General features: G+C 72.8%; 13 protein-coding genes. 8 read left to right on the top strand and 5 right to left on the bottom strand.

Annotation, left to right across the window (positions count from 1 at the left end; translation table 11 throughout):
- Positions 1-209 precede the first annotated feature (209 nt).
- Positions 210-2,009, top strand: coding sequence for a bifunctional metallophosphatase/5'-nucleotidase (locus ACIQVZ_RS35095; protein ID WP_350885152.1), 1,800 nt, complete (start codon positions 210-212; stop codon positions 2,007-2,009).
- A gap of 74 nt (positions 2,010-2,083) precedes the next feature.
- Here ACIQVZ_RS35095 and ACIQVZ_RS35090 read toward each other — a convergent pair whose 3' ends face one another.
- The 5 genes from ACIQVZ_RS35090 to ACIQVZ_RS35070 all read right to left on the bottom strand — a co-directional run bounded on the left by ACIQVZ_RS35090 (position 2,084) and on the right by ACIQVZ_RS35070 (position 7,606).
- Positions 2,084-3,598 carry a sensor histidine kinase gene (locus ACIQVZ_RS35090; RefSeq protein WP_402455731.1) on the bottom strand — a complete coding sequence of 505 codons (1,515 nt, stop codon included), beginning with the start codon at positions 3,596-3,598 and terminating at the stop codon, positions 2,084-2,086.
- A complete protein-coding gene (locus ACIQVZ_RS35085; RefSeq protein WP_350885156.1) occupies positions 3,595-4,365 on the bottom strand; it encodes a response regulator transcription factor in 771 nt (256 codons plus the stop codon). Before ACIQVZ_RS35085 ends, ACIQVZ_RS35090 begins: the two co-directional genes overlap by 4 nt.
- Positions 4,366-4,427: 62 nt before the next feature.
- The gene (locus ACIQVZ_RS35080) at positions 4,428-5,564 is read right to left on the bottom strand and encodes a trypsin-like peptidase domain-containing protein (protein ID WP_350885158.1); all 1,137 of its coding nucleotides are present in this window, start codon (positions 5,562-5,564) and stop codon (positions 4,428-4,430) included.
- A gap of 125 nt (positions 5,565-5,689) precedes the next feature.
- Complete coding sequence (locus ACIQVZ_RS35075; RefSeq protein ID WP_350885160.1) at positions 5,690-6,751, bottom strand: LacI family DNA-binding transcriptional regulator; 1,062 nt, start codon at positions 6,749-6,751, stop codon at positions 5,690-5,692.
- A 123-nt stretch (positions 6,752-6,874) separates the two neighbouring features.
- Positions 6,875-7,606 carry a response regulator transcription factor gene (locus ACIQVZ_RS35070; protein ID WP_350885162.1) on the bottom strand — a complete coding sequence of 244 codons (732 nt, stop codon included), beginning with the start codon at positions 7,604-7,606 and terminating at the stop codon, positions 6,875-6,877.
- A gap of 679 nt (positions 7,607-8,285) precedes the next feature.
- Between ACIQVZ_RS35070 and ACIQVZ_RS35065 the strand changes: the two genes are divergently transcribed.
- The 7 genes from ACIQVZ_RS35065 (at position 8,286) to ACIQVZ_RS35035 (ending at position 13,000) form a co-directional block, all read left to right on the top strand.
- Complete coding sequence (locus ACIQVZ_RS35065; RefSeq protein WP_350885164.1) at positions 8,286-8,579, top strand: MoaD/ThiS family protein; 294 nt, start codon at positions 8,286-8,288, stop codon at positions 8,577-8,579.
- 5 nt (positions 8,580-8,584) lie between these two features.
- Positions 8,585-9,970: a hypothetical protein gene (locus ACIQVZ_RS35060; RefSeq protein ID WP_402455727.1), complete on the top strand. Its 1,386-nt coding sequence runs from the start codon at positions 8,585-8,587 to the stop codon at positions 9,968-9,970.
- A 167-nt stretch (positions 9,971-10,137) separates the two neighbouring features.
- On the top strand, positions 10,138-10,863 hold the full coding sequence (locus ACIQVZ_RS35055) for a DUF2993 domain-containing protein (RefSeq protein WP_350885166.1): 726 nt from the start codon (positions 10,138-10,140) through the stop codon (positions 10,861-10,863).
- Between the two features lie 303 nt (positions 10,864-11,166).
- The gene (locus tag ACIQVZ_RS35050) at positions 11,167-11,247 is read left to right on the top strand and encodes an Ms5788A family Cys-rich leader peptide (RefSeq protein WP_350517234.1); all 81 of its coding nucleotides are present in this window, start codon (positions 11,167-11,169) and stop codon (positions 11,245-11,247) included.
- Between the two features lie 231 nt (positions 11,248-11,478).
- Positions 11,479-12,315, top strand: a complete 837-nt coding sequence (locus ACIQVZ_RS35045) for a sulfurtransferase (protein ID WP_063351213.1) — start codon at positions 11,479-11,481, stop codon at positions 12,313-12,315.
- A gap of 38 nt (positions 12,316-12,353) precedes the next feature.
- Positions 12,354-12,644, top strand: a complete 291-nt coding sequence (locus tag ACIQVZ_RS35040) for a DUF1416 domain-containing protein (RefSeq protein WP_030059605.1) — start codon at positions 12,354-12,356, stop codon at positions 12,642-12,644.
- Positions 12,645-12,727: 83 nt separating this feature from the next.
- Complete coding sequence (locus ACIQVZ_RS35035; RefSeq protein ID WP_350885170.1) at positions 12,728-13,000, top strand: DUF3099 domain-containing protein; 273 nt, start codon at positions 12,728-12,730, stop codon at positions 12,998-13,000.
- The last annotated feature ends 3 nt before the right edge of the window (positions 13,001-13,003 follow it).

Raw genomic sequence — 13,003 nt, 5'->3', positions numbered from 1 at the left:
CGGGCGGTTCTGCCGGGCGGGGCCGGGGGGCCCGGACGGGGGCAGCGGCCCTGGTCGGACGGCGACGGTTCGTCAGGAGGTAATCCTCTCGTTACGTTCGACGTCCTGACAGCTACGCGCGTTGACTCTAGGCTTCACAGGCGAAACACATCGCCCAGACGCCCGGTCAAGTCCACAGCGGGCGCTCCTCCAAGGTGCAGGGGACCCTCATGCTCACCGTCAGATCCCGACGCGCGGCGCTCGCCGTCGTCGCCGCCGCAGGTCTGTTCGGCACGGTGGCCGTGCCGACGGCCGCGCAGGCCGCCGACGCCAACGCCAAGCGTCACAAGACCGTCAACCTCCAGCTGCTGGCGATCAACGACTTCCACGGCAACCTGGAGCCCCCGGCCGGTTCGTCCGGCACCATCCGGGAGATCGACCCGGCCACCGGCAAGGAGGTCTCGACCCCGGCCGGTGGCATCGAGTACCTGGCCACCGAGCTGCGCAAGGCGCGGATCCCGGCCGACGACTCGATCACCGTCGCGGCCGGCGACATCATCGGCGCCAGCCCGCTCACCTCGGCGCTCTTCCACGACGAGCCGACCATCGAGGCGATGGACAAGCTCGGCCTGGACGTCACCTCGGTCGGCAACCACGAGTTCGACGAGGGCGCGCAGGAGCTGCGGCGCATGCAGGACGGCGGCTGCCACCCGGTCGACGGCTGCTACGAGCCCGGCCGCACGTTCAAGGGCGCCAACTTCAACTACCTGTCGGCCAACGTCACCGACGAGAAGACCGGCAAGCCGCTGCTGGCCCCGTACTGGGTGACCAAGTCCCAGGGCGTGAAGGTCGGCTTCATCGGCGTCACCCTGGAGGGCACGCCGAACATCGTGACCGCCGAGGGCGTCAAGGGCCTGAAGTTCGCCAACGAGGTCACCACGATCAACAAGTACGCCGCCGAGCTCAAGGCCAAGGGCGTCAACTCGATCGTCGCGCTGATCCACGAGGGCGGCTACCCGGCCAGCAGCGTCTACAACTACGACTGCGGCCCGGCCGGCCAGGGCATCTCCGGTCCGATCGTCGACATCTCCAGGAAGCTCGACCCGTCGATCGGCGCCATCGTCACCGGCCACACCCACAACGCGTACGCCTGCACCATCCCCGACCCCAACGGTGTCCCGCGCTCGGTCACCAGCGCCGCCTCCTTCGGCCGGCTGTACACCGAGATCGACATGAAGCTGGACAAGACCACCGGCGAGATCGTCCGCCCGACGGTCAAGGCCGAGAACCACGTGGTGCGCCGCACCGTCGAGAAGGCGCCCGACATGACGGCGCTGGTCGACCACTACTCCAAGCTGGCCGCGCCGATCGCCAACCGGCCGATCGGCTACATCGCCTCGGACATCAACGGCCGCGGCAACAGCGACCTGGAGAAGCCGCTCGGCGACCTGATCGCCGACGCGCAGGTGGAGGGGCTCGCCCCGGCCGCCAAGGGCGGGGCGCAGATCGCCTTCATGAACCCCGGCGGCATCCGCGCCGACCTGGTCTACAAGGCCTCCGGCGCCGAGGGCGACGGCGTGGTGACCTACGGCGAGGCGTTCACCGTCCAGCCGTTCACCAACATGATGCAGGTCAAGACGCTCACCGGCGCCCAGCTGGTGCAGCTGCTCCAGCAGCAGGTCAGCGGCTCCAACGAGGCCGCGCCGAAGATCCTCCAGGCGTCCTCGGGCCTGCACTACACGCTGGACATGCGCAAGACCGGCGCGGACCGGGTGGTCGTCGACTCGATCCGGCTGAACGGCGCCCCGATCGACCAGGCCGCCAAGTACCGGGTCGCGGCCAACGAGTTCCTGGCCGGCGGCGGCGACGGCTTCCCGGCCTTCGCGGCCGGCACCGACAAGCTCGTCGGCGCCTCCGACCTGGACGTCTTCGCCGCCTACCTGGGCGCCCACAGCTCGGCGGCCTCGCCGCTGAAGGCCCCGGCGCAGGACCGGATCAAGGTCATCGGCCCGGGCGTCGACATCGACTGACCGTGAGCCGGTGGAGGACGGGCGGGGCGCTGTCGGGGCGCCCCGCCCGTCCTGCGTTGTCCGCCCGTCCCGCTCTACTCGGGGGTGGGGCCGCCGGGCAGCCGGACGGTCGCCAGCGCGCCCGGGCCGCCGTCCCCGGCCGGGCCCAGCGACACCTCGCCGCCCGCCTCCCGGACGCTCTGCGCGACGATCGACAGGCCCAGGCCGGAGCCGGGCAGCTGCCGCGAGGACGGCGAACGCCAGAACCGGTCGAACACGTACTGCAGTTCCTCCGGCGGAATGCCGGGGCCGTGGTCGCGGACGGTCAGCACGCCCTGCTGGAGCCGGACTTCGATGGTGCCGCCGGGCGGGCTGTACTTGACCGCGTTGTCCAGCAGGTTGATCACCGCGCGTTCGAGCCCGGGGGCGTCGCCGTGCACGAACCAGGGGTCGGTCGCGGTCTCGAAGACCAGCCCCGGGCCGCGCAGCTTCGCCCGCTCGACCGCCCGCCCGGCGATCTCGTGCAGGGCCACCACGGTGGGGTTGTGGACCGGTTTGGGGGAGTCCGGGCGGGACAGCTGGAGCAGGTCCCCGATCAGGACGGTGAGTTCCTGCATCTGCGCCTTCATGTTGCCCAGCAGCTTGGTCTTGGTCGCGGCGGGCAGCGGGCGGCCCGTGTCGTTGCTGCGGATCAGCAGGTCGACGTTGGTGCGCAGCGAGGTGAGCGGGGTGCGCAGCTCGTGCCCGGCGTCGGCGATCAGACGGGTCTGCCGCTCGCGGGAGTTGGCGAGGGCGGTGCTCATCGAGTTGAAGGAGGTGGAAAGCCGGGCGATCTCGTCGTCCCCCTGGACGGGGATGGTGGTGCCGACCTCCTCGGTGCGGGCGATGTGCTCGACGGCGTCGGTGAGTTGGTCGACGGGCTTGAGCGCGGACCGGGCGACCACGCGGCCGGCGATGGCGGCGAGGATGATCCCGCCGAGGGCGACGCCGCCGAGGATGAAGGCGAGTTGCCGGAGGGACTCCCCGGCGGCCTGTGTGGAGGTGGCGACCAGCACCAGTGCGGTCGGATAGCCGAGGACTTCCGAGGGGGCGCTGGTCACCAGGACCATGGCGGGCTTGCCGTTGGTGTAGTGGCCGTCCCGGATGATCGACTGGCCGGGCTTGAGGTTCAGGACCTTGCTGTCGTCCGTCTGGACCAGGATCGCCTTGCTGGCGCTCATCGGCAGGCAGACCAGCGGGGGCCGGGTCGGGCCGAGCAGGACGTACTGGGTGTCCCGGGGGACGGAGGCTCCGACCGGGGGCTGCCGGACGTTGCTCTGGAGGTTCCGGAGGGCGGACTGGGGGGTCGCCGCGCAGTCGCTGATGTTGATCGGGGGGAGCTGGACCCGGATGTTCTGGAGGTCGCTGCGGATCAGCCCGTACATCCGCTGTTCCACGATGAACCAGCAGGCCAGCGCCGACAGGGCGATGGCCACCGCGACCGCGGCCGCGCTCAGGAAGGTGAGGCGGCTGCGGAGGGAGCGGGAGCGGAGCCAGTGGGTGAGGCGCCGGCGGCGGGGGGCGCCGGGTGGAGCCAGTGGCGGGGGCGGGTAGGGCGTGGGGGAGGTCACGTGGTGGCGCCGGCGGCCGGGCGCAGGGCGTAGCCGACGCCGCGTACGGTCTGGATGAGGCGGGGCATGCCGCCCTGCTCGGTCTTGCGGCGCAGGTACATCACGTAGACGTCCAGGGAGTTGGAGGAGGGTTCGAAGTCGAAGCCCCAGACGGCCTTGAGGATCTGTTCGCGGGTGAGGACCTGGCGGGGGTGGGCGAGGAACATCTCCAGCAGCATGAACTCGGTGCGGGTGAGTTCGACGGGCTTGCCGGCGCGGGTGACCTCGCGGGTGGCGGTGTTCATCCGCAGGTCGCCGAAGGCCAGCACCTCGCTCTCGTCCTCGGCGGCGGCGCGGGCGGCGGCCTCGGTGGCGAGGGCGTTGCGGCGCAGCAGGGCGCGGACGCGGGCGAGCAGTTCGTCGAGTTCGAAGGGCTTGGCGAGGTAGTCGTCGGCGCCGACGTCCAGGCCGGTGACGCGGTCGCCGACGGCGTCGCGGGCGGTGAGCATCAGGACGGGGACGGTGTCGCCGCGGGAGCGCATCCGGCGGACGGCGGTGAGGCCGTCCATCCGGGGCATCATGATGTCCAGCAGGACGAGGTCGGGCCGGTCGCGTTCGACGGATTCCAGGGCCTCGTAGCCGTCGGTGGCGGTGGCGACCTCGTAGCCCTCGAAGGCGAGGCTGCTCTCCAGGGCGTCCCGGAGGGCGGGTTCGTCGTCGACCACGAGGAGCCGGGCGGAGGGGTGGCCGGCCTCGGCGGGGGTGCGGTCGTCGGCGGACGGGGTCATGGGCTGCTGCCCTTTCTCGTCGGGTGGAGGGCCTGCTGGGAGTACCGGGGTAATTGTCCGTCTTACAGGTTCTGGCCGGCCTCCAGTTTCGGCAGAACCTGCTTGATGTCGTTGATCGGGATGGCGAAGCCGAGGCCGACGCTGCCGGCGCTGCTGCCGCCGCCGCCGGCGGTGGAGCTGGCGCCGCTGGGGGCGTACATCGCCGAGTTGATGCCGATGACCTGGCCGTTGGCGTTGATGAGCGGGCCGCCGGAGTTGCCGGGGTTGAGGGCGGCGTCGGTCTGGAAGGCCTTGTAGGTGGTGGTGCTGCCGCTGTTCTGCTGCGGGAGGTTGCCGCGCGTGCCGGGCAGGTTGGGCAGGCCGGGCAGGCTGGGGAAGCCGAAGCCGCCGTTGCTGCTGGTGGTGCCCTCGTCGAGCTGGACGGTGACGTCGCGGTTCTCGGCGCTGATGATGCCGGAGGTGACGGTGCCGGTGAGGCCGTCGGGGTTGCCGATGGCGACGACGGGGTCGCCGACGGCCACGGCGGAGGAGTCGCCGAGGGTGGCGGGGGTGAGGTTCTTGCCGCCACCGGCGGTGATCACGGCGACGTCGAGGGACTTGTCGGTGCCGGTGACGGTGGCGGGGGCGGTGGAGCCGTCCTTGAAGGTGACGGTGATCTGGCCGCCGTCGGCGGCGGTGTCGATCACGTGGTAGTTGGTGAGGATCTGCCCGTTGGTGTTGAGGATGACGCCGGTGCCGGTGGCGGTGCCGTTGCCGTTCTTGACGGTGATCTGGACGACGCTCGGCGAGACGGCGGCGGCGATGGCCGGCACGTCGGCGCCGCCGTCGGAGCGGGCGGAGACGGGGCTGGCGACGGTGCTGGTGCGGGTGGCGGAGCCGTGCTGCTCGGCGGCGACGAACCCGCCGGTGACGCCGCCGATGACGGCGGCGACCGCGGCGACGGCGGTGACCAGGGCGAGCCGCCCGCGCAGCAGGCCGCGCCGGGCGCGCTTGCCGTGGCCGCCGTGGCCGCCGGGCTGGCCGGCGGTGGGCGGCTCGGGGGGCATGGGCGGGGGCGGGGAGTCGAAGCCGCCGGCCGAGTGGTCCTCGCGGTACCCGTAGGCGGTCGTGGCGGCGCTGCTGCCGAGGACGGTGCCCTCGACCACGCGGGGCTCGTACGGGCCGTACTGCTCGTCGTGGTGCTGCTGCTGTTCGCTCATGCCGACCAAATTCCGCCTGGTGGATGAGGATGGCATGAGAACCGGCTCAGAAGGGTCCGAGAAGCCCGTTGGGTTCTCATAAAGCCTGGTCAGGCGGTGTACGGCGGCGGGCGGAGCGGAGTGCGCTACTCCGCTTCCCCGGCCGGGCCCGGCGCGGCGCCGCCGCAGCCGCAGGAGCGGCGGATCACCAGGCGGGACGGGAACTTGCGGACCCGCTCGGTGTCCGATCCGGGCACCATCAGCGAGTCGTCGAGCACCAGGTCCACGGCGGCCCGGGCCATCGCGTCGCGATCGGAGGCGACGGTGGTCAGCGGCGGGTCGGCGAGCGCGGCCTCGGGGACGTCGTCGAAGCCGGCCACCGCGAGGTCCTCCGGGACCTTCAGCCCGACCTCGCGGGCGGCCCGCAGCACGCCGATCGCCTGGTCGTCGGTGGAGCAGAAGATCGCCCGCGGCCGGTCCGGCGAGCGCAGCACCCCGAGCGCGACCTCGTACGCGCCGTAGCGGTGGAAGGGCGCGTCGATCAGGTGGGGTTCGGTGGGCAGGCCGTGCGCGTCCATGGCGCGCTGCCAGCCCTCGACGTGGTCGATGACCGGGTCGCCGGGGGCGGGGGACTCGACCGGGCCGCCGAAGCACGCCACGTACGGGTGCCCGTGCACCTCCAGCAGGTGGCGGACGACGGCCTCGGCGCCGCCCACGTCGTCGGTGACCACCGCGACGTCGTCGATCGCCTCGGGGCGGCGGTGCAGCAGCACGACCTTGGCGCCCTCCATCGCGGCGAACTCCTCGGCGGCGCGCTGCGAGGGGCCCTGGCTGACCAGGATCAGGCCGGAGACGCGCATGCCGAGGAAGGCCCGGACGTAGTGCACCTCGCGGTCGTCCACGTAGTCGGAGTTGCCGATCAGCACGAGCTTGCCGCGCTCGGAGGCGGCCCGTTCCACGGCGTGCGCCATCTCGGCGAAGAAGGGCTGGCGGGCGTCCGGGACGACCATGCCGATCAGGTTGGTCCGGCGGGAGGCCATCGCCTGGGCGACGCTGTTCGGCCGGTAGCCGAGCTGATCGATCGCGGCGAGGACCTTCTCCCGGGTCGCGGGCGCGACCGGGCGCGGCCCGTTGTTGATGACGTAGCTGACGACCGCGGTCGAGGTACCAGCCAGCCGGGCTACATCGTCGCGCGTCACTTTGGCCACGGGGGGAGTCTACGCGTGTGGCGTGCGCGTCGGCAGTGGGACCTGGGGCTTTTCCGCCGGTGCTCGGCAGGTGTCGCGGAGCGAACCGGACAAGCCGGGCGGGGCGGCCCGCCCGGCCGTCGGTCAGGCCTCCAGTGGCGCCGAGGGGCGCTGGGCGAGCTCCGGGCGCTCGCCCTTCTCCGGCTTCTCCGGGACGACGAAGCGGTAGCCGACGTTGCGCACGGTGCCGATCAGCTGCTCGTGCTCGACGCCGAGCTTGGCGCGCAGCCGCCGGACGTGCACGTCGACCGTCCGGGTACCGCCGAAGTAGTCGTAGCCCCAGACCTCCTGCAGCAGCTGGGCCCGGGTGAAGACCCGGCCGGGGTGCTGGGCGAGGTACTTGATCAGCTCGAACTCCTTGAAGGTGAGGTCGAGCGCCCGGCCCTTGAGCTTGGCGGAGTAGGTGGCCTCGTCGACCGAGAGGTCGCCGTTGCGGATCTCCATCGGGCTGTCGTCGGTGCTGATGTGGAGCCGGCCGAGTGCGAGCCGCAGCCGGGCCTCGACCTCGGCCGGGCCGGCCGTGTCCAGCAGGACGTCGTCGATGCCCCACTCGGCGGTGACGGCGGCGAGGCCGCCCTCGGTCACCACCAGGATCAGCGGGCAGCCGATGCCGGTGGAGCGCAGCAGCTGGCAGAGGCTGCGGATCTGCGGCAGGTCGCGCCGGCCGTCGACCAGGATGACGTCCGCACTGGGGGTGTCCACCAGGGCGGATCCCTCGGCGGGGGCCACCCGGACGTTGTGCAGCAGCAGGCCGAGGGCCGGCAGCACCTCCGCGGAGGGTTGCAGAGCGTTGGTGAGGAGGAGGAGAGAACTCATACCCGGTAGTCCCCTTTCCGGGTCGTCGCGGTCGCGTTACGGCTGCCGCCACAGCCGGATGGCGCACGTGCTGAGGTCGGGGGGAGGAGGACGGACGCCCGAGGAGCGCCGGAGGACCGGCCGGCGAGCAGGACGCGACGGCGCACGCGCCGAGGGTCCCGCAACCCCTGGCGCACCGTTTCTGCCCTGTTCATCCCGCGAATCCTCCGGTTCGTTCCGGTCCCGGGCGGCGGCCCGGGTGCCGGGTGGACACCCCGGCCGGTCGGGGCACGTCGTCGTGCCGCGTGGGGCGGGGCGGTTCCCGCGACGCGCCGGGGGTGGGCCGACGAATCGCAAGAATGTCCGTACTGGCGTCCTGAAAGCACAAAAGGACCCGGGGGCGACTCTGCCCGGATCCCTCTTGGACGTCGAGAATAGCCGACGGCCCTGCGCGCCGGGAGGGCTCGAATCCGGCGGTTCGCCCAATCCGGGCGCGCGCCGGGTGAGCCTGGACACAGCTTCGAGCCGCCCTCCGGGCCCCCTCGGCCAGGGCGATTGCCCCTCGTGGCGGCGGACACGCCATCATGGGACGCACATCGGCGGCGCCGTACGAGTCCATCTTTCGGGTGGTCGGGCGGCCCGGTGGCGAGCCGGACCGGGGCACCGGGGCCGGGCGAGGACGACGAGAAGGGGTGGCCCGATGGGTGCGACCACGGAGCCCGCGAGCGGCGCCCGGGCGCGCGGGACGATCCGCTACTGGGCGGCCGCGAAGTCCGAGGCCGGGCTGGCCGAGGAGCCGTACGAGGCGGTGACCCTGGCGGAGGCGCTGGCGCAGGCCAGGCGGCGGCACGCGGACCGGCCGAAGCTCGTCCAGTTGCTCGGGCACTGCTCCTACCTGGTCGACGGCTCCCAGGTCGGCGGCCGGGACCACACGACCGTGGCCCTCACCGAGGGCGGCACGGTCGAGGTGCTGCCGCCGTTCGCGGGAGGCTGAGCGGCGTGACGGACATGAACAACGCGAACCAGGGCGGCTACGGCGAGTGGCCGCAGCAGCCCCCGCCGCCCCAGCCGCCCTACCGGCATCCGCAGCAGCAGCAGCCCCACCCCCCGTACCCGCAGCCGCCGTACCCGCAGGCCCAGGCGCCGCAGCCGGGGCAGCAGCCGCCGTACGGCTACCCGGGGTACGGGCAGCCGCCGATGGACGACGCGGCGACCACGCTGCTGCCGCCCGTCCCCGCGATGGACGACGCCACGGCGACCACGCTGCTGCCGCCCGTGCCGCCGATGGACGACGCGGCCACCACGCTGCTGCCGCCCGTCCCCCCGATGGAGGACGCGGCCGCGACGACGCTGCTGCCGCCGGTGGTCGTGTCCGGCGCGATGCCGACCGCCCCGCCGGCCTGGACGCCCGCCCCGCCGCCGCAGGCCCGGCACGCCGCACCGCCGCAGGCCCGGCACGCCGCTCCGGCGCCGGGCCCGCAGCAGGCGGCCCCGCCGATGGTGACCCCGCCGACGGCGCCCCCGCAGCAGGGAGCGCCCGCCCTCGACTCGCCGACCATGACGCTCAAGCGCCCGGTCGCCCCCGGCGGCCCGGCGGGCGCCCCGGCCGTGCCGCCGTACGCGGCCGTCCCGGCGCAGCCCGCGCCGGCCGCGCCGTCCGCCGCCCCGCGCGGCCGGACCGGTTCGCCGATCATCGACCCGGGCCTTCAGCCCGCGCTGATCACCGCCGGCGTGGCCGCCCTGCTGGCCGGCGGCGCCGCGCTCGGGCAGGTGGCGCTGGCACTGGTGGTGGCGCTGCTCCAGGTGCTGACGGCGGCCGGCTGGTTCCGGCTGAACGGCATGTGGCCGGCCCGCCAGGGCATCGCGCTCGCCGCGCTGGCCGGGCTGACCGCGGACGCGGCGGTGCTGCTGGCGGACTCCGAGGGCAGTGTGGCGGCGGTGGTCGGCACGCTGGGCGGGTTCTTCCTGCTGGTCCTGGTGCTGCAGACGTTCCGCCCCTCGGACCCGAAGGAGCGGTTCTACGCGCTGACGGTGCTCGGCTCGGCCACGGTGGTGACGGCGCTGTGCACCTCGCTGCTGGTGGCCGACTGGGTGCCGGCCGGGGTGGGCGCGGTCGCGCTGGCCACCGTGCTGGCCGCGGCGCCGCTGCCCGGCCCGAAGCTGCTGGGCCCGGTGCTGGGTCTGGCGGCGGCGGTGCTGCTGGGTCTGCTGGTGGGCGCGCCGCCGGCGCTGGGGGTGCTGGCGGGGCTGGGTGCGCTGGTCGGCCGACGGGTCGCGGCGTACGACTTCCCGTCCCGGTTCGTGCACATGACGGCGGGCGTGGCGCTGCCGCTGGCGGTGGCCTCGCCGCTGATCTGGATCGCCACGGACCTGCTGGCCGGCTGAGGCCCGGGAGACGACCGGCGAGTCCCGCTCCGGAACCATGTTCCGGGGCGGGACGTCGTACGGTCGGGCGGGAACGGCCTCGGCCGGGGCCGCCACGGAACGCCGGGCGAGGAACACCGGACGAGGACAGCGGACGGCGACGGCGACCGGCGACGACGGGGAGTGCGATGCGCGGATGGCTGAAGGCGACGATCGGCCTGGTGGTGCTCTCCGGCCTGCTGGTCGGCGCCGACCGGATCGCGGTCGGGGTGGCCGAGGACCAGGCCGCCGACCGGATGGTGAGCAGCGGCCGGATGAGCCAGCGGCCGGACATCTCGATCGAGGGCTTCCCGTTTCTCACCCAGGCGCTGTCGATGAAGCTGGACGACGTCCGGATCTCCTCCGACGGCCTGACCGTCGGCGACGGCGGCCGCCAGGTGGCGCTGCGCTCCTTCAAGGCCCGGCTGTCCGGCGTCACGGTGAGCGACAGCCTGAGGAGCGCCACGGTGGACAGCGGCACCGGCAGCGGCCTGATCTCGTACGCGGACCTCGCGCAGCTGCTGCCGCCGGCCTCCCAGCTGGTGTCGGGGGCGGGCAAGCTGCCGGTGGGCGGCAACACCCGGCTGGCCCTGTCGTACGGCGGGCCGGGCAGGATCAAGGCCGCGCTGGGGCCGATCGAGGTCGGTGAGGGTTCGGTGCACAGCAGCGGGAGCACCGTCACCGCGGACGGCTTCCAGCTCAGCGCGCTCGCCGGGATGTTCGCCGGGGTCACCGACCAGCGGCTGAAGCCGATGAGCTTCACCCTCGACTCGCTCCCGGCCGGGCTGAAGCTGGCCGACAAGGACGGGGCGACGCCGCAGCCGGAGGGCCTGCAGCTGACCTTCGAGGGCAAGGGCGTCAAGCTGCTGGGCTGACCGGCCGGTCACTTCCGCTCCCGTGCCGTCCCCTCCGTCCGTCCCCTCCCTCCGTCCGTCCCCTCCCTCCGTTCCTTCCGTTTCTTCCGCCTCCCGCGTTCCGCTCCGCGAGACGCGCCGTCCGGCGCGGATCGCGGAGCGGTGTCGTTTCCGCCTGTTGTGGGCCGCCCGGGGCTGCCGGTCCGGGGCGGGACGGCTGCCCCGCAGGCCATGGAAGGGTCAAATCTCGGCATTCGGGCTATTCAGTCTCGACATTCGGTACGCTGATGACAGCGGGCCTCCGGTGTCCCTAGCATCGTCGACATGAAGCGACAGACGGATCTCACGAAGCGGCGGGCGGTCGACCTGTGCCGCGTGGCCGCCTGTCTGTGTCGAATGCGCTAACTCGGTGTTTTTGCTGGGCAGTTGAAGCCCGCCGCCGATTTTCCCGGTGACCTTGCCCGGCCGCCCCGGCCGGCCGTCGCCGCCGCACCCCGCAGCTCCTCGCCCGTCGGCCCGGACCGCCACCCCCGTCCCAGTATTCGGACAGGAATTCGGACCGCAGTCGCCCGGGCACCCAGCAGCACCTCCCGAGCAGAACCTTCCGCACACCGCCCTCGGATGGAGAACACCACCATGAGCCGCAGCGACGTCCTGGTCGACGCCGACTGGGTCCAGGCCCACCTGGACGACCCGAAGGTCGTCATCGTCGAGGTCGACGAGGACACCTCCGCGTACGACAAGAACCACATCCGCAACGCCGTCCGGATCGACTGGAAGCAGGACCTCCAGGACCCGGTCCGCCGCGACTTCATCGACCAGGCCGGCTTCGACGCGCTGCTCAGCGCCAAGGGCATCGCCAACGACGACACCGTCGTGCTCTACGGCGGCAACAACAACTGGTTCGCCTCGTACGCCTACTGGTACTTCAAGCTGTACGGCCACGGTGACGTCCGCCTGCTGGACGGCGGCCGCAAGAAGTGGGAGCTGGACTCCCGCGACCTGGTCGCCGAGGTGCCGGCCCGCGAGGCCACCGAGTACCGGGCGCAGGCCGCCGACTCCTCGATCCGCGCCTTCCGCGACGACGTGCTCGCGGCCATCGGCCAGCTCAACCTGGTCGACGTCCGTTCGCCCGACGAGTTCTCCGGCAAGCTGCTCGCCCCGGCGCACCTCCCGCAGGAGCAGTCGCAGCGCCCCGGCCACGTGCCGAGCGCCCGCAACATCCCGTGGGCCAAGAACGCCAACGACGACGGCACCTTCAAGAGCGATGACGAGCTCAAGGCGCTGTACGAGGCCGAGGGCATCGACCTGGCGAAGGACACCATCGCCTACTGCCGCATCGGCGAGCGCTCCGCGCTCACCTGGTTCGTCCTGCACGAGCTGCTCGGCCAGGAGAACGTCAAGAACTACGACGGTTCGTGGACCGAGTACGGCAGCCTCGTCGGCGTGCCGATCGAGCTCGGCAGCAACTGAGCCCGCGGCTCGACCGTCGTCAGAAGGGAAGACAAGACATGTGCGGTGCGAAGGCCGGCGGCCCGGACCTGGCAGGAGTTGACGTGGCGAACGAGACGATCATCCAGGGTTCGGTGACCCGCGACGGTGAGCCGGTCAACGGCTACGTCCGGCTGCTCGACGAGGGGGGCGAGTTCACGGCCGAGGTGCCCACCTCGGCGACCGGCCAGTTCCGGTTCTTCGCCCGCCCGGGCAAGTGGACCCTGCGCGCGCTGGTGCCGGGCCAGACCGTGGACCGTCAGGTGGTGGCCTCCCAGGGCACCGCCGTCGAGGTCGCGATCGCGGTCTGACCGGTACCCGATCCGCCTGATCCACGGGCGGAGTTGCACCGAGGGCCCTGCCGCGGCAGGGCCCTCGGTCGTACCGTGGAGACGTGCAGACAAGGCGGCGGCGGCACTACTACTTCGCCCTGATGGGCGTCTGCCTGGGCCTGTTCGTGCTGGCCTGGGGCGTGGTGAGGTTCTTCTCCGTGCCCGCCGCGATCGGCATGTGCGTGGTCGCGATGGTGATCCCGCCGGCCGCAGCCGTGTTCGCCAACAAACGGGACCCGGACGACGACTGGTGGAACGACCCCCGCTGGGACGACCCGAAGTGGGACGAGCCCGGCCACGACCGGGACCGCCCCGACCACGAGGAGCACCCGTAGCCG

It is taken from the genome of Kitasatospora sp. NPDC098663 (assembly GCF_044760075.1).
GTDB lineage: Bacteria > Actinomycetota > Actinomycetes > Streptomycetales > Streptomycetaceae > Kitasatospora.
Note: the sequence above shows the minus strand (reverse complement) of the source record. Positions and strands in the feature narration are given on the sequence as shown.

Coding starts and splice junctions, on each gene's coding strand:
- ACIQVZ_RS35095 (WP_350885152.1), top strand. CDS start 210: ATGCTCACCGTCAGATCCCGACGCGCGGCGCTCGCCGTCGTCGCCGCC.
- ACIQVZ_RS35085 (WP_350885156.1), bottom strand. CDS start 4,365: ATGACCCCGTCCGCCGACGACCGCACCCCCGCCGAGGCCGGCCACCCC.
- ACIQVZ_RS35080 (WP_350885158.1), bottom strand. CDS start 5,564: ATGAGCGAACAGCAGCAGCACCACGACGAGCAGTACGGCCCGTACGAG.
- ACIQVZ_RS35070 (WP_350885162.1), bottom strand. CDS start 7,606: ATGAGTTCTCTCCTCCTCCTCACCAACGCTCTGCAACCCTCCGCGGAG.
- ACIQVZ_RS35065 (WP_350885164.1), top strand. CDS start 8,286: ATGGGTGCGACCACGGAGCCCGCGAGCGGCGCCCGGGCGCGCGGGACG.
- ACIQVZ_RS35055 (WP_350885166.1), top strand. CDS start 10,138: ATGCGCGGATGGCTGAAGGCGACGATCGGCCTGGTGGTGCTCTCCGGC.
- ACIQVZ_RS35050 (WP_350517234.1), top strand. CDS start 11,167: ATGAAGCGACAGACGGATCTCACGAAGCGGCGGGCGGTCGACCTGTGC.
- ACIQVZ_RS35045 (WP_063351213.1), top strand. CDS start 11,479: ATGAGCCGCAGCGACGTCCTGGTCGACGCCGACTGGGTCCAGGCCCAC.
- ACIQVZ_RS35040 (WP_030059605.1), top strand. CDS start 12,354: ATGTGCGGTGCGAAGGCCGGCGGCCCGGACCTGGCAGGAGTTGACGTG.